Consider the following 21,090-nt stretch of genomic DNA (forward strand, 5'->3'; position numbering starts at 1 on the left):
CCGCTTGAGTGCGAGGCGCTCATCGTTTTTAGGGGCGCTACGCGACCCAGCGGGAGCCAGCTCCCTCGCTACGAATAGCCCCCTATTTCAAGATTGCTCTCCCAGAATCGCTTCCGTTCTCACGCCACACTGATCCGCCAGATCCCAAACGGTTGGTAAGCCGGGTCGATCCGCATGAACTGATACTTGCCGTACCAGGTCCAGCGGTGTCCGTTCATCAAATCCTCGCCCTGGGTCTGGGCATCGTCCGGCAAGCCCATCTCCCACAGCGGCAACTCGAAGCTGGCTTCCTGCGGGTTGTGGGGGTCAAGGCTCACCGCCACCAGGATGAAATTGCTGCCGTCAGGCGTGCGCTTGCCGAAATAGAGAATGTTGTCGTTCCAGGCGTTGTAGATCTTCAAGCCCAGGTGCGTGTGCAGCGCCGGGTTCTGCCGGCGGATCCGGTTGAGCTGGGCGATCTCGGCAATGATGTTGCCCGGCGCGGTGAAATCTCGCGGGCGGATTTCGTATTTCTCCGAGTCCAGGTATTCCTCCTTGCCTGGCACCGGCGCCGATTCGCACAATTCGAATCCCGAATACATGCCCCACAAGCCTGATCCCATGGTCGCCAGCGCGGCGCGGATCAGGAAACCCGCACGCCCCGATCCATGCAGGAAGGCGGGGTTGATATCGGGCGTGTTGACGAAAAAATTCGGCCGGTAGCACTCGCGCAAGGGCGATTCATTGAGTTCGCTGAAATAGGTCGCCAGCTCGGCCTTGGTGTTGCGCCAGGTGAAATAGGTGTAGCTCTGGGAATAGCCGACCTTGCCCAACCGCGCCATCATCGCCGGGGTGGTGAACGCTTCGGCCAGGAACATCACTTCAGGGTATTGGGACCGCACATCGGCGATCAGCCACTGCCAGAACGGCAGCGGCTTGGTGTGGGGATTGTCGACACGGAATATCTTCACGCCTTCGTTGACCCAGCCCACCACAATGTCCCGCAGCTCCAGCCACAGGCTGGGGATCGCATCGGCCGCATAGAAGTCGACGTTGACGATGTCCTGGTATTTCTTCGGCGGGTTCTCGGCATATTTGATCGTGCCGTCCGGCCGCCAGCTGAACCAGCCCGGATGCTGCTTCAGCCAGGGGTGGTCCTGGGAACACTGGATAGCGAAGTCCAAGGCGATTTCCAGGCCGTGGGCAGCGGCGGCTTTTACCAAGCGCCGAAAATCCTCGCGGGACCCCAACTGCGGATGAATCGCTTCGTGCCCGCCCTCCTCGCTGCCGATGGCGTAAGGGCTGCCAGGGTCATCGGGACCGGCCGTGAGGGAATTGTTCGGGCCTTTGCGAAAGCTGCGGCCGATCGGGTGGATCGGCGGAAAGTACAGCACGTCGAAACCCATGTCCTGGATCACCGGCAGGCGCGAATGCACGTCATTGAAGGTGCCATGGCGCTGTGGGCTGTCGGTGATCGAGCGAGGGAACAGCTCATACCAGCTGGCGAACTCCGCCAGCTTGCGCTCCACATCCAGGGGGTATTCGGGACTGATGCTCAGGTAGGGCCGATGGTCCGCCTGGGACATGAGGTCCGCACTGCGGGGATCCAGGAACAACGCCACCTGCTCGGTCGGCAACAGGCCGGAGAGTTCGTGGTGCAACGCGGCCAGGTGCTCGCTCAGCTCACCATTGCTGCGCTCGGCGGCCAGCTGCACCTGGTTGCGCCCTTCCTGCAACTCCAGGCTGATGGGTACCCCGGCGCCGAACTTCTTTTCAAGCTCGTAGCGAAAACTGGCGAACTGGTCGATCCAGGCTTCGATGCAGAATACATAGCGACCTTGTTCCGGCACATTGAACTGGCCTCGCCAGCCATTGTTGCCCAGGTCAGTCATGACCTCGCTGTTCCACGCCTCATCCTCCAGCGCCCGCCAGCGGATGCGCACCGCCAGCTTGTCGTGACCGTCGGCGAATACTTTGCTGGTCACCGTCACGTCCTGCCCGGCCACGGCCTTGGCGGCAAATTGTCCGCCGTCGATCACCGGCATCGTGTTTTCAATAGCAATACGCGGCAACAACAAGGCCTGGGACAACGGCAAATGCGGGTTGTACGCCAGGTCTGTCGGGTGTTCAGCAGTCATCGAGCATCGCTCCTTTTACGCCCCATGGACGCGCTTTTGGCGGTAAAGGCCCAACGGGTCCCTAAATAAACTCACTTAAGCTCCGAACCGGGCCGGCGGCTAAAAGTTCAGAGGGATTTGCCCGTGCCGCCGGGATCAAACCTGGCGCAGGACGGTCAACAACCATAAGCACGACTCAAGCCATGTGCGTTACGGAGGCCCGCCCTGATGACAATTCCCATCCCGGCCGAAACACCCGATCCAAACATCGACGACCCCAACCTGCCACCGCCAGGACCGGATCCGGAGCCGATTCCGGAGAAAGATCCTCCACCCAGTCCCCAGCCGCCCTTTGGAGATCCGCCGAGCGAGGCACCGCCGGAGCGGGCTGGACGGCTCACTTAGTTGTAGATCAGAAACCTGTGGGAGCGGGCTTGCTCGCGAAAACAGAGTGTCAGGCAATATTTCCATCGACTGATGCGCCGCTTTCGCGAGCAAGCTCGCTCCCATAGATCCGTGTCAGGGCCACGGCGGTGTCAAGGTTTGTCCTCCCCCTCCAACGCTCGCACAATCACCGGCATCGCACTGAAAATCGCCAGCGCCAATATCGTACTCAGCACAGCCGTCGCCTCCCGGCCCAGCCCGGCGGCGACGCCGATGGCGGCGGTCATCCATAGCCCGGCTGCGGTGGTCAGGCCTTTGACGTGGCTTACGTCGCCGTCCGTGTTCTTCAGGATGGTGCCTGCGCCGAGAAAACCGATGCCCGCCACCACGCCTTGGATTACCCGGCTCATGGCGTCGGCCTGGGAGCCGGACATCTGCGGTACCAGAACGAACAGCGCGGCACCCAGGGCGACGAGCATGTGGGTGCGCACCCCGGCGGCCTTGCCTTTGTGTTCGCGTTCGAAACCGAGAATGCCGCCCAGCAGCGCGGCCATCACCAGGCGTACCGTGACCCGGGTCATCTGCTGGGCATCGGTGATGTCAGCGAATTCAGCTTGCAGGGTTATCCAGACTTCATGCCACCAGGCTTCCATGAAGCGTCCTCTTGTCAGTCGATACACGATGGACCGCAAGCGAAGCCAGAGGTGCGCCTGACCGCTGATCAGCCACGACGAACCCTGGCCGGGGGGCGGCGCCTAACGTTCAGGACATCCAGAAGGAAGCGCAGCCATGCCTGTACATATCGATGACAACCAAATCTGCCATTTCGAAACCCTCAATGGCCCGGAACAACGCCCTGCCAGTGAATTGACCATCGTCACCGACCCGGACAAAGCCATGTCGGCCGTGGAGCTCAATGGCGGGCGGGTCTATGTGACCGAGGCTGAAGTCGATGCATTGACTGTGGCCGGCGCGGCCGACAGACGCCAGAATCTCAAGGCCACCGACAGCGACTCGGTCATCTGACGGCTAGATCAAGGGTGAAGCCCGTGGCGAGGTAGGTGCTCCCTCGCCACAGGGGGAATTGTTCGCTTGTGCCTGGGTGCATCAAAGTGTCGCAGGGCCTGGGCTCGACGCCATCTGATCCGGTTTTAATCGAATTATCTGAGCCTGTTATGCAAACAGTTCAATGGTCATAGTGCGCCAGCCAGATACAGGCTGATGAGCGACCCGACCATGAGCGAAAGAATCCCCGTCCAGTTGATACAGACCTTCGAGCCCGCGCCAGTGAAAAGCAGGGCCGGGTCCACCGATAAGCTGATCCACACCCGCAGTTTTACCGGCTTGTTCCGCACCTTGCGCATCAGCGGTGCGGGGGTTCTGTTCCTGCTGTTCTTCGGCACGGTGTGGCTGAATTGGGGCGGTCGCCAGGCAGTGCTCTGGGATCTTTCCGAAAGCAAGTTCCACATTTTCGGCGCGACCTTCTGGCCCCAGGATTTCATCCTGCTCTCGGCGCTGTTGATCATTGCCGCCTTCGGCCTGTTTGCAATCACCGTGTTCGCCGGCCGCGTGTGGTGCGGCTACACCTGTCCGCAAAGCTCCTGGACTTGGATTTTCATGTGGTGCGAAAAAATTACCGAAGGTGAACGCAACCAACGGATCAAGCTGCAGGCCGCACCCTGGGGCGTGAACAAACTGTTACGCCGCACGGCCAAGCACACATTGTGGCTGGCCATCAGCCTGCTGACAGGCCTGACCTTCGTTGGCTACTTCACCCCGATCCGGCCGTTGGCCGAAGAGCTGCTGACCTTGCAAATGGCCGGCGTCAGTCTGTTCTGGGTGCTGTTTTTTACCGGGGCCACCTACCTCAACGCCGGCTGGCTGCGAGAAGCGGTGTGCATGCACATGTGCCCCTACGCACGGTTTCAGAGCGTGATGTTCGATAAAGACACACTGACCATCTCCTACGACACGGCCCGTGGCGAGATTCGCGGCCCGCGCAAGCGCGATGTGAACCCGGCGAATATCGGCCTGGGCGATTGCATCGACTGCCAGATGTGCGTGCAGGTCTGCCCCACCGGCATCGACATCCGCGACGGCCTGCAAATGGAATGCATCGGCTGTGCAGCGTGCATCGATGCCTGCGACTCGATCATGGACAAGATGGGCTACGCTCGCGGGCTGATCAAATACACCTCCGAACATCAATTGCAAGGCGGCAAGACGCACCTGCTACGGCCCCGGCTGATCGGCTACACGGCCGTGCTGCTGGTGATGATCGGGGCCCTGGCCCTGGCCTTGGTGCAGCGGCCCATGGTGTCTCTGGACGTCAGTAAGGACCGCGGTCTGTTCCGAGAAAACAGCGCCGGGCAGATCGAGAACATCTACAGCCTGAAGATCATCAACAAGACCCAGCAGCGCCAGGAATACCTGCTGTCCCTGGTGGACGGTGACGGCTTTATTCTCCAAGGCAAGACACAACTGACCCTGGCACCGGGGGAAATCGTCGACGTGCCGGTATCGGTGGCAATGCTCAGCGAGCGGCCCCGAAGTGGCTCCCAGGAAATGACCTTCAAGGTGGCCGACAGTGACGAACCTGAAATCTACAGCGTGGCCAAGAGCCGTTTTGTCGCGCCGATGAATCGGTGAAGCTTTAAGATGCCGGCACCTGTGATAGCGAGTTTGGCCGCGATAGCGGCCTGCCTGGACCGAAGATGGCGAATATGCAGCCACCATCACGAGCAAGCCAGTTCCCACAGTTGAAGTGCAAACCACATGCCTCTCCAAACCGGGCCCGCCATGAAACGCTACGAAAAATTCGCCGATGACATCGCTGAACTGATCCGCTCCGGCATGCTGGGGCCGGGCCAGCGCGTGCCGTCGGTGCGTTACGCCAGCCAGACCTATGGCGTCAGCCCATCCACCGTGTTCCAGGCCTACTACCTGCTGGAGCGACGGGGCTTGATCCGAGCCCGGCCGCGTTCCGGCTATTTCGTCAATACGCACGCGCCGAGTCCTTTTTCCGAGCCGGCAATCAGCAGCCAGGTGCACGAGTCCACCGAAGTCGATGTCAGCGAACTGGTGTTTTCAGTACTGGATTCGATCAAGGACCCAACCACCATCCCCTTCGGCTCGGCGTTCCCCAGCCCTTCGCTGTTCCCCCTGCAGCGCCTGTCCCGTTCCCTGTCCAGCGCCACGCGGGACATGGACCCGCGCATGGTCGTTACCGACATGTCTCCGGGCAACCCACAGTTGCGTCGACAAATCGCCCTGCGTTACATGGTCGGCGGCTTGATGCTGCCCATGGAGGAATTGCTGGTCACCAACGGCGCTTTGGAAGCCTTGAATCTGTGCCTGCAAGCCGTGACAGAGCCTGGCGACCTGGTAGCAATCGAGGCACCGGCGTTCTACGCCAGCCTGCAAGTGCTGGAACGGCTCAAGCTCAAGGCCGTGGAAATTCCCGTCCATCCGCGCGACGGCATTGACCTGGACGTGTTGGCGCAGACCCTGGAACGTCATCCGATCAAGGCCTGCTGGTGCATGACCAGTTTCCAGAACCCCATGGGCGCGACCATGCCCGAGGAAAGGAAACAAGCGCTGGTGGAACTCCTGCGCCGTCATCAGGTGCCGCTGATTGAAGACGACGTCTACGCTGAGCTTTATTACGGCCAGCAGGCGCCCAAGCCGGCCAAGGCGTTCGACACTGAAGGATTGGTGATGCACTGCGGCTCATTCGCCAAGAGCCTGGCACCGGGTTATCGCATCGGCTGGGTTGCCGCCGGGCGCTACGCGCAGAAAATCGAACGGCTCAAGCTCATGACCTCGTTATGCGCCTCGATGCCGGCCCAGGCCGCCATCGCCGACTACCTGCAACATGGCGGCTACGACCGTCACTTGCGCAAACTGCGCTACGCCCTGGAGGAACAGCAAAGTGCAATGCTTGCCGCGATCGCCCGCTACTTTCCGGCCCAGACCCGCGTCAGCCAACCGGCGGGCGGTTACTTCCTGTGGCTGGAACTGCCGGAACAGATGGACTCGTTGAAATTATTCCAGATGGCCTTGGCCCAGGGCATCAGCATCGCCCCGGGGCCGATTTTTTCACCGACCCGGCGATTTCGGAACTGCATCCGCTTGAATTACGGCAGCCCGTGGACCGAGGCGTCGGAACAGGCGATGGAGACGTTGGGGCGGATTATTCGATCCTTTTGAATGCGATGTTGACCTGGTTATCGCGTTCGCGAGCAAGCCCGCTCCCACTTGTGTTCTCCTGCGAACACATATCTTGTGTGCACATCAGATCCAGGGTGGGAGCGGGCTTGCTCGCGAAGAGGCCGGTCCTGAAAACCAAAATCCAGAACCTCAGCGTCCACCGCCCAGGTCCACAAACGTCCCGGTCGTATACGAGGCCTTGTCCGACAGCAGCCAGATAATCGCTTCGGCCACTTCATCCGGACGACCGCCACGGGCCATGGGGATCGCCGATTCCAGCTTGCTGACCCGGTCCGGGTCGCCACTGAGGGCGTGGAAATCGGTATAGATGTAGCCCGGACGAACCGCATTGACGCGGATGCCTTCGCCGGCGACTTCCTTGGACAGGCCGATGGTGAAGGTGTCCAACGCGCCCTTCGAGGCTGCGTAGTCAACGTACTCGCTTGGCGAGCCCAGGCGGGCCGCCACCGAGGACACGTTGACGATGCTGCCACCCTGCCCGCCATGGCGGGGCGACATGCGCAGCACTGCGTGCTTGGCACAGAGAATCGGCCCCAGCACGTTGGTTTTCAAGATCTTGAGAATGCGGAACTCGGACATTTCATCGAGCCGGGACTTGTGCGCCACCGTGCCGGCGTTGTTCACCAGCGCCGTGACGCGACCCAGTTCGGCGTCCACACGATGGAACAGGCCAACCACTTCATCTTCGATGCTGACATCAGCCCGCACGGCAATCGCCTGCGCGCCCTTCGCCCGGACCTGTTCAAGCACGTCCTGCGCGGCATTTTCATCGGACTGGTAGTTGATGCAGATCCGATAACCCAGCTCTGCAGCCAGCAGCGCCGTGGCCGCCCCGATCCCGCGGCCGCCACCGGTGATGACGATGACTTTTTCCACCTTAGCTTCTCCCCTTCCCACGGATGACGTGCGCCCCAAGGATAGCGTTCACGTCACGCGTTGCACAAACCGCTGCGCTTAACGGGCCAGGGCCCGCAGATCCAGGCGCCCATCCAGCAGCGGAGGACACCAATAGTAGCCGCCAGTGATCGGCCGGCTCATGCGATACAGGCCGTCGGTAATGCCATCTTCCAGGCCGCTCATCCGCCGCAATTGCGCTTCGAAGGCATCGAGGGAGAAACCGAACGCGAGGAACATCAGGCCCGCGCGATCACCTTCGATCCAAGGCATGGAGCGACGCACGACAAAAGCCTCCGGTGCGAAGCTCTCCTGGGCCGTGCGTTTGACGTGGGCCGATTCGGGCGCCTCGTCGATTTCCTCGTTGTCACTCAGGCGCCGGCCCATGATGTTGTCGCGTTCGTGGGGCTGCATCGCCGAGAAACCGTCCAGGTCGTGTTGCCACTGCTGGATCGCCGCGAAACTGCCACCGCGCAGTCCATCGGTGCCTTGGGCCAAGGCTGCGGCGATGGCAGCTTCGTCGTGAGGGTTTTCGGTGCCGTCTTCGTAACCCGTGAGGTCATGGCCGGTCATGTGGCGGAAGGTTTCGTTCATCTGCACCAGGCGTAATGCCGGGGCCAGCGCTGCCTCGATGGCGCGGCTGCGGTGCATGAGCTCACCCCGATCCTCGCCGTGCAACCAGCACCACAACGCGTGCTGGGTCGAGGGATTGTCCACCCCAACCCCGGCCAGTGCGGGAAATGCGCGAAGGCCGTCGATTTGCGCGCCCAGAGCCTGGACCAGCGATTCACCCAAGCCGACCACGGCCCGACCGTCCACCCACAACAAGAGCTTGTCTATCGCAGCCGGCAGCGCCTCGACCGATTCCAAGGCAAAAAACAGATGACGGGCCTGAGGCGGAACAGGGGTGGCGAGAATGCCGGGCTGGTAGTAGCTCATGTCGACTCCTTTAGAAAGAGCGCAAGTTTACCCGGCGGCCACGGGTTTGTGTGGTTTGCCGTGCGCGGCCAAAGGCCCGAGGCATCAAAGATTTTTGTAGGAACGCTCCTGCGACCCGGTCGGATAACTCGGAAGCTGGCCGGGAGCAGACGGCACGCGATTGCCGAGCCACAGAAAACCTCCTAGATTGGCCTCCCTCCAGGCGCACCAAGGCATTGGAAATTGCCGTATACAGGGGCGGCTTGAACATCACTATCAAAGGAGACGGTCCGACATGCATGTTGCCAAATCGCTACTGACAGGCACTTTTCTATTGGCCTGCGGGACGACCCCGGGCTTTGCCCAGGACCGCCTCGAAGAGACGGTCAATGCCGTTATCCAACCCTTGATGAAGCAGCAGAATATCGCCGGCATGGCCGTGGCGATCACACATAACGGTCAGCACCGTTTCTTCAATTATGGCATGGCGTCCAAGGATACGAAGAAGCCCGTCAACGACCAGACCCTCTTCGAAATCGGTTCGATCAGCAAGACCTTTACCGCCACCTTGGGTGCCTATGCCCAGGCCCAGGGCAAACTGTCCCTGTCGGACCCGGCGAGCCGCTTCGCCCCGGAGCTGCGTGGCAGTGCCTTCGACGGCATCAGCCTGCTCAACCTCGCCACGTACACCCCAGGCGGCCTGCCGCTGCAATTCCCCGACGAGGCGGACCATCCGGATCGGATGCTCGATTATTACAAGGGTTGGAAACCGCTCTACCCGGCCGGCACCCAGCGGCTCTATTCAAACCCCAGCATCGGTTTGTTCGGCTTCCTGGCGGCCCGCAGCCTGGGGCAACCATTCGACGAAGCGATGGAACACACACTGATGCCCGGGTTGGGCCTCAAGCACAGCTATCTGCGGGTACCGCAGGATCAGTTGAGCCGATATGCCCAAGGCTATGCCAAGGACGGCAAGCCCGTGCGGGTCGGGCCTGGCGCGTTGGATTCCGAGGCTTATGGGGTGAAGACCAGTTCATCGGACCTGGTCCGCTTCATCGAGGCCAACCTGCGACCCGGCAAACTGGACGCTGACCTGCGCAAAGCCATCGCCACCACGCACACCGGCTTCTATACGGTCGGTGGGATGACCCAGGGGCTGGGCTGGGAGCGTTACCCTTACCCGGTGAGTCTGGAGGTGCTGCTGGCCGGCAATTCGACGCCAATGGCCATGCAGGCAAACAAGGTCGAACCGCTCGACCCGCCGCGCCCAGCCCCTGACGACGCCTGGATCAACAAGACCGGCTCTACCGGCGGCTTCGGCGCCTACGCGGCGTTCGTTCCCGGCAAGGACATGGGCATCGTGCTGCTGGCAAACAAGAACTATCCGAACGAGGAACGGGTGAAAGCCGCGTATCAGATCTTGACGGCGCTGCAAGGGCTGTAAGCCGACAGGCTTTGGTGAGGGCGCTTGTTCCCTCACCAAAAGGGTCTGTCAATCATCCAACGGCGTGGGTGCTGCAGCAGGTGCTTTCCCCGCCTTGCCGGACTTGCCGGGCTTGGCGCCCTTGGCATCCTTGGTCGGTGCAGGTTCTGCCGCAGGCGGTGGGGTTGGGGCCGCCGCCTCTTTCTCTGCGGGAGGCAGCTTGTCGACGGCCTCGAAGATATCCTTGAGCTCGATTGCTCCGGAATGCTCAAGCTTCTTTTCCCCATCCTTGCCTACCAGGATGAACTTGGTTTGTGCGCCGGCCCCCAGCTTGAGTGAACGGATCAATGCCATGGTGCTTTGCGGGTCGAGGTCTTTGCCATCGCGCTGACCGATGGTATTGAGCACCGTGTAGAGCACCATGTTGCGCTCGGAAAAGCCTTGTTTGCCGGCCGGCTCCTCCAGGGCTTTTTTCAGGCTGACCCAGGCCGGGTCGACGGTGCTGGGCGCGATGACAATCAGGGGGCGTGCCTTGCCCACCTCCGCCACCAAGGGAGTATCGCCATCCGCGGCGAACAGGGGGCCAGCGATAGCCAGCAAGGTAGCGAAGGTCAAAGACCGAATGAGCATGCGCCTCTCCTTTTGATATTTACGCTGTACTGATTGCACATGGCGGCGATTGTTCCGCGAGAGTCGCCCGATACAGCACCTGCTTGCCTTCAAGCTTAGGTCAGGGGGGTCATTGCGCAACCGTGGGGAGAGGCGAAACCATTTCCTGTGCAGGTCCACTTGGGATAGACACAAAACCTGTGGTGAGGAAATTTATCCCCGGCCCATCAACGTTATCAGAACGCCAATTTGAAGCCGATCATCGCCAGCATCACCGCCAGGCACGGGCGCAGCAGTTCGTCTGAAACACGTCCCGACAAATGACTGCCCAGGTAAATACCGGGCAACGAACCAACCAGCAGGAAACCGAGGATGTGCCAATCCATGTTGCCCATGCTCGCATGCCCAAGGCCCGCGACCAGGGTCAACGGCACGGCATGGGCAATCTCGGTGCCCACCAGGCGCTTGGTGACCAGGAACGGATAGAGGATGAACAGCGCGACGGTGCCCAGGGCGCCGGCACCGATGGAGGTCAGCGCGACCATCGTGCCCAGTACCAGGCCAGTAATGACCGTGAGTACGTTGAGTCGCGAACCGGATGGATTGTAGTGGCCGCCAGCGCGGTCGTGGGCGAACTGCAGCAGGCGCTTCTTGAACAGGATTGCCAGGGCGGTGGCAAACAGCACGACACCCAAGGCTTGCTTGATCACAGCGTTCATGGCGTCGGGAGAGCTGTGCAGACAATTGAGAAACCACAGCGTCAGCCCCACCGCCGGCACGCTGCCCAGGGTCAGCCAGCCCGTGACGGCCCAATCGATATTGCGGTTCTTGGCGTGAACCAACACACCACCGGATTTGGTAATGGCCGCGTACAGCAGGTCCGTACCCACCGCAGTCGCCGGGTTGATACCGAACCACAACAGGATCGGGGTCATCAGCGAGCCGCCACCGACGCCGGTCATTCCCACGATGAAGCCGACCACCAGGCCCGCCACGACTAAACCGACATTACCGAAATCCATTGAACCCGTCTCAACGCGACCGCATGAAAAAACTGGCCGCGAGCATAGCGATTTTTCTTATAACTCCCTATATCGATATGATCTATGTTTATTCCTTTTGCGCAATTTCACTGCACCGGCAGGAAATTGAGGAACAGCAGGCTCTGTGCATAGTTCAGCCCGATACGCCGGTAACGCTCGTCCAGCATCTGGGTGAGCAAGTCCAATCGCGCGACGATTTTCCCGAACTCAACGGCGAAACTGAGGTTGCTGCCCTCCTCCGAAATTTCATTGGAGAACAGCAATGGCTTGCCTTCCTTGTCCTGTCGCTGGCTGAGCAGCCAAGTGGCTTTTTCAATGTTGCGCGCCGCATTGCTGACAAAACGCGGGTCGATGGCGTCGGTCATGTAGAACTCAAGGCGATTGCCATGGGCCGTGACCAGCATGCTACCGATGGCATAGATGAAAGCCCCTACCCGATCCCCCAGGAAATCCGGACTCATGGCATAGCTCAGGGCGGCCAAGTCCTTTCTGCCACCCAGGGTCGGCAAGGGTTGCTGCTGCTCGATGGCCATGCGCACCTGCTTCTCAGCGGTGCGGGCATCGAGAAAGCCGGATTTGCGCAGCTCTTCGGGGTTGCGCAGGTACAGCTTGCTCATCAGCAGATAAAGGCTCTGCAGGTTGTCATGCATCGACAACGTGGCCATGCGGTCGACGCTGGTCTGCAAGAACTCCTGGGGCCTGGCGTTGCTGAACTGCGTGACCATGTCCTGCCCCTGCTGGTGGCTGCAACCGCTGAGCAGCATCAACACACCCGCCACCCAGGCTGAAAAGCGCTGTCGCAACATTGTCACAGGATAAAAAGCACCGGCCATCGAGTCTCGGTCTGGCATGGGGAAGCGATGGGGGTCGCCGCTTCCAGGCCATGGATAGAGCGGCAAAAACCATAAAAGTGCAGTACCTGGAGAAAATGTCTGAGTTCGATTTAGCGTCGCCCCCTTCAATTAGTCTTACTTTTTAATTGAAATATCTATTTTTCCGACTATAAATCCCTTCTCTACTCTCAAATAGAAAGACTACTGAACAAAAAAACCTCCACCACTGTCCGACCAAGTAACGGACTCGACCCGCGTTCAAAACAACAACAAAACAACAGGAAGGTCACACCATGCTTGAATCCAGACATCTGCTCACGGCCCTCGGAGTGTCTCTGATGATCGCCACCTCTGCTTCCCAGGCTGCCGGCCTGACCAACCAACGTAGCGCGTTCGGCAAGACCGACGACGGTACGGCGGTGGAGAAATTCGTGTTGCGCAACAGTCACGGCATGCAGGCCACCGTGATCACCTACGGCGGTATCCTCCAGTCGTTGAGCGTGCCGGACAAACAGGGCAAGACGGCCGACGTCGTGCTGGGTTTCGATGACGTACAGGGCTACCAGAAGAACGGCAGCGTGTATTTCGGCGCGACGATCGGGCGCTTTGGCAATCGCCTGGCCGACGGTGCATTCGAGCTGGACGGCAAGCGCTACCAGGTGCCGCAGAACGACCATGGCAACTCCTTGCACGGCGGGCCGCAAGGGTTCGACAAACGCGTGTGGAAAGCCCAACCTCATGACGGTAAGGATTCGGTAGGCGTTACCCTGACCTACGTGTCGCCCGATGGCGAGATGGGTTTTCCCGGTACGCTGAAGACTGACGTGACCTACAGCCTCAACGAGCAGAACGAGTTGCGGATCGAGTACGCAGCCAGCACCGACAAACCCACCGTGCTGAACCTGACCAACCACAGCTATTTCAACCTGGCCGGCGCGGGTAACGGCGACATCCTCAAGCAGGTCGCCACCCTGCACGCCGCGCATTACACGCCTGTCACCGGCAAACTCATTCCTACCGGCGAACTGGCCCCGGTGGCCGGCACACCGATGGACTTCACCAAACCCACCGCCATCGGCACCCATATCAAGGCCGATCACCCTCAGCTCAAGTTCGCCGAACCGAAACAGGGTGGCTTCGATTTCAACTGGGCGCTGGACGCCAAGGGCGACGTGAGCAAAGTCGCCGCCGAGGTATACGATCCGCAATCCGGTCGGCACCTGCAGCTGTTCACTACCGAGCCTGGCGTGCAGTTCTACACCAGCAACTTCCTCGATGGCACGGTCAAGGGCAAGCAGGGCAAGGTCTATCCACATTGGGGTGCGTTTACCCTGGAAACCCAGCACTACCCCGACTCGCCCAACCAGCCGAATTTCCCGTCCACAAGGCTTGATCCGGGCCAGACCTACACCCAGACCATGGTCCTGAAGTTCTCGGCGAAGTAAGACAAAAGTCCATGCAGGAACTGTCACAGGCGGCGATCTTTTCTCGGTCGATGAGGTCGAGAGTGAAATATCAAGATCAAAAGATCGCCGTCTCTGGCAGCGCCTACCGGCTATCCTGCTGTCCATTGGATGATTGATCGAACGACAGGAGATAGGCATGAGGACTCTCGAATTGGCCGGCGTGTCCGTACCCGTGGTCGGCCAAGGCACTTGGCGCATGGGTGAAGAACCGTCGCATCACAAGAAGGAGGTAGCAGCCCTGCGATTGGGGATCGAATTGGGCATGACCCTGATCGACACTGCAGAGATGTACGCTGAGGGCGGCGCCGAGACAGTCGTTGGCGAAGCGATCACCGGCCTTCGCGACCAAGTGTTCCTGGTGAGCAAGGTCTACCCCCACAACGCCAGCCGCAAAGGCATTCCATTGGCCTGCGAGCGCAGCCTGCGCAGGCTCGACACCGATTACATCGATCTTTATCTATTGCATTGGCGTGGACAGTACCCACTGGACGAAACCGTCGAGGCTTTCGAACGCCTGCGCGAAGAAGGCAAGATCGGCCGTTGGGGCGTGTCGAACCTGGATGTCGCCGACCTTGAAGAACTGGCCTCGCCCGCCTGCGCCACCAACCAGGTGCTGTATAACCTGCAAGAGCGCGGCATCGAATTCGACTTGCTGCCCTGGTGCCGCCAACGAAACATGCCAGTCATGGCCTATTGTCCAGTCGGCCAGGGCAAGCATCTGCTCAAGGACCACACACTGGGGCAGATCGCCGAACGTCACGGCGCCACGCCGGCGCAAATCGCGCTGGCCTGGTTGCTGCGCCAGGACAATGTCATTGCCATCCCCAAGGCCGTGCAACCTGACCATGTGCGCTTGAATGCCGAAGCGGCCAACCTGAAGCTCGACCCTCAGGACCTGGCGGCATTGGACCTCATGTTTCCACAGCCCCAGGGCAAGCAGCGGTTGGCGATGGTCTAAAGCAAAAGAGTTTTATGTGGCGAGGGAGCTTGCTCCCGCTGGGGCGCGCAGCGGCCCCATTATTCTTACGATCGCTGCGCAATCGAGCGGGAGCAAGCTCCCTCGCCACAACAGCAAAAAGCAACAGCAACAGCAACAGCAACAAGACGCAGCCTTCAGAACAACCCCATCTGCCCGCCGACCAACGTCGAAAAATCATCGTCCACAAAGGGCAGGATCGCGTCCGCCACCGGCTGGAGCTGCTTGGTTACATAGTGATCGTAATCGATCGGTGCGCTGCGAATCTCCAGCGGCTCGGGCCCGGCCACGGTGATGACGTAACTGATCCAGCCGCCATTCTGGTATTGCCGCGGACGGCCTTGGCGCTGGTTGAACTCGTCGGCCAACCGCGCGGCCCGGACATGGGGCGGCACGTTGCGTTCGTAATCCTCCAGCGGGCGGCGCAGGCGCTTGCGGTAGACCAGCCGATCGTCGAACGCGCCGGCCAGGGTCTGCTGCACGTAATCGCGCACGTATTCCTGATAAGGCTGGCGGTGAAAAATCCTGCCGTAGAGTTGCTGCTGAAACTGCCGGGCCAGCGGCGACCAGTCGGTGCGCACGGTTTCCAGGCCCTTGTAGATGATGTCATCGCTGCCGTCGGCGCGAGTTACCAGCCCCGCGTAGCGTTTCTTGCTGCCTTCCTCGGCGCCGCGGATGGTCGGCATCAGGAAGCGCTTGAAGTGGGTTTCGAATTGCAGCTCCAGCGCACTCTCCAGGCCAAATTCCTCACGCACCTGTTCGCGCCACCATTGGTTGACGTGGGCCACCAGTTCGCGGCCAATCGTCGCCGCCTCCTCCTGGCCATGGGCACGGCGCAGCCAGACGAATGTGGAGTCGGTATCCCCGTAGATCACCACATGTCCCTGGGCTTCGATCAGTTGCCGGGTGCGTTGCATGATCTGATGACCACGCAATGTGATGGATGAGGCCAGCCGTGGATCGAAGAAGCGACAGCCGCTGGAACCGAGCACGCCGTAAAAGGCGTTCATGATGATTTTCAACGCTTGGGACAACGGTGCGTTGTGTTCGCGCTTGGCGGTTTCCCGACCTTCGGCGACCCGCGCCACGATGGCCGGCAGACAATGGCGAGTCCTGGAGAAGCGTGCCCCGCGAAAGCCTGGCACCGACTCGCGGTCGTCCGGGTGACGCAAGCCTTCGATCAAACCCACCGGGTCGATCAGGAACGTGCGGATGATCGACGGATACAGGCTTTTGTAATCGAGCACCAGCACCGACTCGTAGAGCCCCGGCTGGGAATCCATGACAAACCCTCCCGGGCTGGCCTCCGGCGGGCGCTGCCCGAGGTTCGGCGCTACGAAACCCTGGCGGTGCATCAGCGGCATGTACAGGTGCGTGAAGGCTGCCACGGAACCGCCGCTGCGGTCCGCCGGCAGGCCAGTGACACTGGCCCGCTCCAACAGGAACTTGAGCAGCTCGGTCTTGGCGAAGATCCGCGTCACCAGCTCACAATCCTTGAGGTTGTAGCGGGCCAGAGCCGGTTTGTCCTCGGCAAACATGCGATTGATCTCGTCCATGCGCTGGTAGGGATTGTCGATGGACTTGCCCTCTCCCAGCAGCGTCTGTGCAACGTTTTCCAGGCTGAACGAGGGGAAGCTCCATGTGGCCGAACGCAGGGACTCAATGCCGTCGATAATCAACCGACCGGCCGCCGAGGCGAAAAAGTGGTTGTTGCGCGCACCGTGTTCGCGCCATTGCATCTCTTCCCCGCCACGCCCCAGGCGCAACGGCACGGCCAGCCGTCGGGCGTGTTCATGCAGCACGCGCAGATCGAACTGCACCAGGTTCCAGCCGATGATCGCATCGGGGTCGAAACGGGCGAACCAGTCGTTGAGTTTTTTCAGCAGCTCAGTACGCGATTCGCAGTATTGGAGCTGGAAATCCACGCCGGTATCGTCGCCATTGGGCGGCCCGAGCATGTAGACCTGACGCTCGCCGCAGCCCTCAAGGGCGATGGAATACAAATCGCCCTGGGCGGTGGTCTCGATGTCCAGGGACACCAGGCGCAACGGCGGGCGATACTCCGGCGCCGGTTTCATCTGCGCATCAACCAGCAGCCCGCCGGCAGCCGGGGTCCCACCGAACCAGACCGGCGCGGTGATGAAGCGCTCCATCAGGTAGCGCTCCGGTGGCCGGACATCCGCCTCGAACACCTCGACGCCGGCACGGCGCAAGGTGGTGTCCAGGCGCATCAATTGGGCGTGTTGCTGGCAATACAGGCCGAGCACCGGGCGATGCTCGAAATCCAGCAGGTCCAAGGGGCGCAGTTCGATGTCCTTTTCGCCTTGCAGCAGGGCTTCAAGCTGGCCGCGCTGGACCTGCGGCACAAATGCCACCGACGGCTGCGCCGCAAGACGCACCCGCCGGGGGCCGGCGTCGGTCGCCAGCCAGAATTCGACTTCGGTGCCGGCCGGGGTATCGCGCCAATGCCGGGTCAGGACGAAGCCCTGCTGTAAATCCACCGCTACAACCTCGAAATGTGTGTATGGCGCGATTCTACCTGTGGCGAGGAGACTTCACCCGCTCAACCGTGGCGAGGGAGCTTGCTCCCGCTCGATCGCGCAGCGGTCGTCAAGAACTTGGGGCCGCTACGCAGCCCAGCGGGAGCAAGCTCCCTCGCCACAACAGCGCAGGGCATCGGATCGAGGGGGAATTCACCGGCCATGACGCTTTTGGACGACTGGCCGCCGCTTTACCGCTTGCTCTGCGCCGTTGGGTCTACGATGCTTGAATCACCCGCAAAAACATCACCCGAGGCTTCCCCATGAAAACCGTCGCGCAGTTGCTCCGGATAAAAGATGAAAAAACCAGCAAGTGCACACCATCTCACCGGACGACATGGTATTGCAGGCCCTGATGCGCATGGCCGAGAAAAACGTCGGCGCCTTGCTCGTGGTGAAGAACGATGAAGTGCTGGGGATCATCAGTGAGCGCGACTATGCGCGCAAAATGGTCTTGCATGGACGCTCATCGGTGGGCACGAAGGTGAGTGACATCATGGTATCCCCGGTGATCACCATAGACCCGCACCAGAATGTCGAGACCTGCCTGAGCATCATGACCGAGAAACATCTGCGGCATTTGCCGGTGGTCGAGGACGGCAAGCTCGTCGGCCTGTTGTCCATTGGTGACCTGGTCAAGGAAGCCATTGCCGAGCAGGCGGACCTGATCCGACAACTGGAGCAATACATTCGCGGCGAATGATCCGCGGGGTCGGGGTTGCTCATTCCCTGGGTACTTCTATATTGAAGGGGTTGTTCCTGCCCGAGCATCCTGATGGCCAATGCCGACCGACTGATCATTTGTGAACATTGCGATGCGGTATACGAGCCGGTTGTACTCGCCCGCCATCAGAAAGCCTCGTGCGTGCGATGCCACGCAGTCATCCAGCGTTACGACGGCCTAAGCATCGAGCAGCGCCTGGCCTTGAGTCTCACGGCCGCAGTGCTGTGGGCTTTTGCCAATGTCTACCCGGTGATGAGCATCCGGCTCCAGGGCTTGAACAACAGCGCCACGCTGTGGGATTCCATCGTGGCGCTCAGCCATGGGCCGATTACCTTCATTGCCCTCGTGGCTGCGGTAGCGATCATCGTCGCGCCGGCCCTTCAACTGGCGCTCCTGCTTTGGGTGCTGGCCTACGCCTACAGCCAACGGCGGGCGCCGGGGTTCAGCCTGTGCATGCGCAGCCTGGAAACCCTGCGGCCCTGGAGCATGCTGGAAGTGTGCCTGCTGGGCGCACTGGTGGCGGTGATCAAGCTCGCCGGGCTGCTGGACGTGTTGCCGGGCATCGGCCTGTTCGCCCTCGCGGCCTTGAGCCTGCTGATGATCCGCATTGCCGGGCGTGATGTCCGTGACCTGTGGGATCGTCCATGAACGGCCAGCCGCAGGTCACGCCGCCAGAAGCCAGCGACCTGAACCTGTGCCTGTGTCACAGCTGTGGCCTGGCCTGCGACATGACCGACGAGCCCGACACCTGCCCTCGCTGCGACGCCGCCCTGCATCGACGCAAGCCAGACTCCATCACTCGCACCTGGGCCTACATGCTCGCGGCGCTGGTGTTCTACATTCCGGCCAACCTGCTTCCGGTCATGAATACCCAGATGTTGGGCGAAGGTGCCGACAGCACCATCATCAGCGGCGTGATCGAATTCTGGCAAGGCGGTGCCTGGGACATCGCCCTGATCATCTTCATCGCCAGCATCGCCGTGCCCGGCATCAAGTTCGTGGTGTTGACGCTACTGCTGGTGACCGTGCAACGGCGCAGCACTTGGGCCCAACTGCAGCGGGCGAAGCTGTACCGGCTGGTGGAAGTCATCGGCTATTGGTCGATGCTCGACGTGCTGGTGGTGGCCCTGGTGGCAGCGCTGGTCAAGTTCCAGGCCCTGAGCGATATCGAACCGCGACCGGGCATTCTGTTCTTCGGCCTCGTGGTGCTGTTCACCATGCTGTCGGCCATGAGTTTCGACCCCCGGCTCATCTGGGACACCCAACCATCCGAGGAGATCATGGATGAAGTCGCAAGCCACTGACGGGCAACGACCCGCACCGGGTCGCGCCCATGTCACCACGCGCCGCTGGACGGTGTCGCTGGTGTGGATCGTGCCGATCATCGCCGTGCTGGTAGGGGTTTCCCTGGTGGTCCACAACTGGCTGCAGGAAGGCCCGACCATCTCCATCACCTTCAAGACCGGGCAGGGCCTGACCGCCAACAAGACCCAGGTGAAATATCGCAACGTAGTCATCGGCCAGGTCACCGATGTGCAATTGAGCAATGACCAGAAGAACGTCACCGCCACCGTCAAGCTCGCCAAGACGGCCGATACCTTCACCCACGAAGACTCGGTGTTCTGGGTAGTACGGCCGCGCATCGGCGCCGGCGGTATCTCAGGCATCGACACCCTGCTCTCTGGCGACTTCATCGGCGCCGACGCCGGCCAGTCGAAAGTACGGGCCAAGTCCTTCACGGGCCTGGAAGCCCCGCCACCGATCACTTACGGCGAACCGGGCAAGCGCTTCACCTTGCATTCCCAGGACCTCGGCTCGCTGGACATCGGCTCGCCGGTCTACCTGCGCAAGATCCCGGTGGGCCAGGTCGTGTCCTACGCCCTCGACGCCGATGGCAAGGGCGTCAATATCGACGTGTTCGTCAACGCACCCAACGATGTGTATGTCACCGAAAATACCCGGTTCTGGAACGTCAGTGGCGTGGACGTGAACGTCGGTGCCAATGGTTTCGCGGTCAAGACCGAATCATTGTCGGCGCTGCTGCTGGGCGGGATCGCGTTCCGGGCACCGGAATACAGCCCTGGCGACGTCCCCGCCACCGATGACAAGACCTTCGAGTTGTTCGCCGACCAGCAGAGCGCCCTCGCCCCGCCCAATGGCAAGGCGCAGTACCTGGCCTTGCGTTTCGACCAGGCATTGCGCGGTTTGCGGGTCGATGCGCCGGTGGAATTCCTGGGCGTGGAGATCGGCAGGGTCGTTGCCATCAATCTGGATTTCGACGAGAAGCAGCGCAGCTTCCCGGTCAATGTCGGGGTAGTGATCTATCCGCAGCGGCTGGGCAAGGCCCACGAAAAACTGCTCAGTGCGCTCAATCACAATCCGGACGACGAAGCCGCCGGCGCCCGCCTGATCGGCAGCTTCGTCGAACGGGGCCTGCGCGCCCAGGCCCGCAGCGGCAACCTGCTGACCGGGCAGTTGTATATCTCGCTGGACTTCTACCCCAAGGCTGAAAAAGTCGCCTTCGACCCCGCCGCCCGACCTGTGCGCATACCGACCATTCCAGGCAGCCTCCAGCAATTGCAAGAGCAATTGCAGTCGATGGTCGAACGCATCAACAAACTGCCGCTGGAAAGCATCGCCAGCAACCTGGATGGCAACCTCGTGGAGTTGCGCAAAGGTCTTTCCCAGTTCAACAGCAAGACCTTGCCAGGCGTGCAGAGCACGTTGCAGGACGTGAGCAAGACCCTGCAATCAGCCAACTCGACCCTGGCCGAAGATTCGCCGCAACGCGAACAACTGACCCAGACCCTGGACGATCTGGGGCGCATGTCGCGTTCGTTGCGCGAGCTCTCCGACTACCTGAGCCGCCACCCCGAGTCGCTGCTGCGCGGTCGCCCCAAGGACGCACCGGCACAGAACCTCACATTCCCGGTAAAAGAATGACCACAGGAGCG

17 protein-coding genes and 1 pseudogene are annotated in these 21,090 nt (G+C 61.1%); 10 read left to right on the top strand and 8 right to left on the bottom strand.

Features of this window, described 5'->3' with window-relative positions:
- Positions 1–119 precede the first annotated feature (119 nt).
- Both PFLQ2_RS10965 and PFLQ2_RS10960 read right to left on the bottom strand, forming a co-directional pair.
- Positions 120–2,117, bottom strand: a complete 1,998-nt coding sequence (locus PFLQ2_RS10965) for an alpha-1,4-glucan--maltose-1-phosphate maltosyltransferase (RefSeq protein ID WP_003183001.1) — start codon at positions 2,115–2,117, stop codon at positions 120–122.
- 515 nt (positions 2,118–2,632) lie between these two features.
- A complete protein-coding gene (locus PFLQ2_RS10960; RefSeq protein ID WP_003183002.1) occupies positions 2,633–3,133 on the bottom strand; it encodes an MgtC/SapB family protein in 501 nt (166 codons plus the stop codon).
- A gap of 136 nt (positions 3,134–3,269) precedes the next feature.
- Between PFLQ2_RS10960 and PFLQ2_RS10955 the strand changes: the two genes are divergently transcribed.
- The 3 genes from PFLQ2_RS10955 to mapR all read left to right on the top strand — a co-directional run bounded on the left by PFLQ2_RS10955 (position 3,270) and on the right by mapR (position 6,689).
- Positions 3,270–3,506, top strand: coding sequence for a DUF3203 family protein (locus tag PFLQ2_RS10955; RefSeq protein ID WP_003183005.1), 237 nt, complete (start codon positions 3,270–3,272; stop codon positions 3,504–3,506).
- A gap of 210 nt (positions 3,507–3,716) precedes the next feature.
- Positions 3,717–5,129, top strand: a complete 1,413-nt coding sequence (ccoG, locus tag PFLQ2_RS10950; RefSeq protein WP_003183007.1) for a cytochrome c oxidase accessory protein CcoG — start codon at positions 3,717–3,719, stop codon at positions 5,127–5,129.
- Between the two features lie 150 nt (positions 5,130–5,279).
- Entirely contained in the window at positions 5,280–6,689 is a 1,410-nt protein-coding gene (gene mapR / locus PFLQ2_RS10945; RefSeq protein ID WP_003183008.1) for a GntR family transcriptional regulator MpaR, read from the top strand.
- 150 nt (positions 6,690–6,839) lie between these two features.
- Here mapR and PFLQ2_RS10940 read toward each other — a convergent pair whose 3' ends face one another.
- A complete protein-coding gene (locus PFLQ2_RS10940; RefSeq protein ID WP_003183011.1) occupies positions 6,840–7,586 on the bottom strand; it encodes an SDR family oxidoreductase in 747 nt (248 codons plus the stop codon).
- Between the two features lie 78 nt (positions 7,587–7,664).
- Entirely contained in the window at positions 7,665–8,543 is an 879-nt protein-coding gene (locus tag PFLQ2_RS10935) for a Dyp-type peroxidase (RefSeq protein ID WP_003183012.1), read from the bottom strand.
- A gap of 274 nt (positions 8,544–8,817) precedes the next feature.
- On the opposite strand from PFLQ2_RS10935, the gene ampC reads away from it, so the two are divergent.
- Positions 8,818–9,966, top strand: coding sequence for a class C beta-lactamase (gene ampC / locus PFLQ2_RS10930; RefSeq protein WP_003183014.1), 1,149 nt, complete (start codon positions 8,818–8,820; stop codon positions 9,964–9,966).
- 48 nt (positions 9,967–10,014) lie between these two features.
- Here ampC and PFLQ2_RS10925 read toward each other — a convergent pair whose 3' ends face one another.
- The 3 genes from PFLQ2_RS10925 to PFLQ2_RS10915 all read right to left on the bottom strand — a co-directional run bounded on the left by PFLQ2_RS10925 (position 10,015) and on the right by PFLQ2_RS10915 (position 12,403).
- Entirely contained in the window at positions 10,015–10,575 is a 561-nt protein-coding gene (locus tag PFLQ2_RS10925) for a DUF4174 domain-containing protein (RefSeq protein ID WP_003183016.1), read from the bottom strand.
- 215 nt (positions 10,576–10,790) lie between these two features.
- Complete coding sequence (locus tag PFLQ2_RS10920; RefSeq protein ID WP_003183018.1) at positions 10,791–11,576, bottom strand: sulfite exporter TauE/SafE family protein; 786 nt, start codon at positions 11,574–11,576, stop codon at positions 10,791–10,793.
- Positions 11,577–11,683: 107 nt separating this feature from the next.
- Complete coding sequence (locus tag PFLQ2_RS10915; RefSeq protein ID WP_033046551.1) at positions 11,684–12,403, bottom strand: hypothetical protein; 720 nt, start codon at positions 12,401–12,403, stop codon at positions 11,684–11,686.
- A gap of 320 nt (positions 12,404–12,723) precedes the next feature.
- Here PFLQ2_RS10915 and PFLQ2_RS10910 point away from each other — a divergent pair, with 320 nt between their 5' ends.
- Both PFLQ2_RS10910 and PFLQ2_RS10905 read left to right on the top strand, forming a co-directional pair.
- Positions 12,724–13,875 carry an aldose epimerase family protein gene (locus PFLQ2_RS10910; RefSeq protein ID WP_003183022.1) on the top strand — a complete coding sequence of 384 codons (1,152 nt, stop codon included), beginning with the start codon at positions 12,724–12,726 and terminating at the stop codon, positions 13,873–13,875.
- Positions 13,876–14,032: 157 nt separating this feature from the next.
- A complete protein-coding gene (locus PFLQ2_RS10905) occupies positions 14,033–14,854 on the top strand; it encodes an aldo/keto reductase (RefSeq protein WP_003183024.1) in 822 nt (273 codons plus the stop codon).
- 155 nt (positions 14,855–15,009) lie between these two features.
- On the opposite strand, the gene PFLQ2_RS10900 is transcribed toward PFLQ2_RS10905, so the two are convergent.
- A complete protein-coding gene (locus PFLQ2_RS10900) occupies positions 15,010–17,373 on the bottom strand; it encodes a DNA polymerase II (RefSeq protein WP_003183026.1) in 2,364 nt (787 codons plus the stop codon).
- A 302-nt stretch (positions 17,374–17,675) separates the two neighbouring features.
- On the opposite strand from PFLQ2_RS10900, the pseudogene PFLQ2_RS10895 reads away from it, so the two are divergent.
- The 4 genes and pseudogenes from PFLQ2_RS10895 to PFLQ2_RS10880 all read left to right on the top strand — a co-directional run bounded on the left by PFLQ2_RS10895 (position 17,676) and on the right by PFLQ2_RS10880 (position 21,079).
- Positions 17,676–18,115: pseudogene (locus PFLQ2_RS10895) on the top strand (CBS domain-containing protein).
- 72 nt (positions 18,116–18,187) lie between these two features.
- Entirely contained in the window at positions 18,188–18,784 is a 597-nt protein-coding gene (locus tag PFLQ2_RS10890; protein ID WP_003183029.1) for a paraquat-inducible protein A, read from the top strand.
- Positions 18,781–19,440, top strand: a complete 660-nt coding sequence (locus tag PFLQ2_RS10885) for a paraquat-inducible protein A (protein ID WP_003183031.1) — start codon at positions 18,781–18,783, stop codon at positions 19,438–19,440. The genes PFLQ2_RS10890 and PFLQ2_RS10885 overlap by 4 nt, the downstream gene beginning before the upstream one ends.
- Entirely contained in the window at positions 19,421–21,079 is a 1,659-nt protein-coding gene (locus PFLQ2_RS10880) for an intermembrane transport protein PqiB (protein ID WP_003183033.1), read from the top strand. Before PFLQ2_RS10885 ends, PFLQ2_RS10880 begins: the two co-directional genes overlap by 20 nt.
- The last annotated feature ends 11 nt before the right edge of the window (positions 21,080–21,090 follow it).

Origin of the sequence: Pseudomonas fluorescens Q2-87, from assembly GCF_000281895.1 — a bacterium.
Lineage (GTDB): Bacteria > Pseudomonadota > Gammaproteobacteria > Pseudomonadales > Pseudomonadaceae > Aquipseudomonas > Aquipseudomonas fluorescens_S.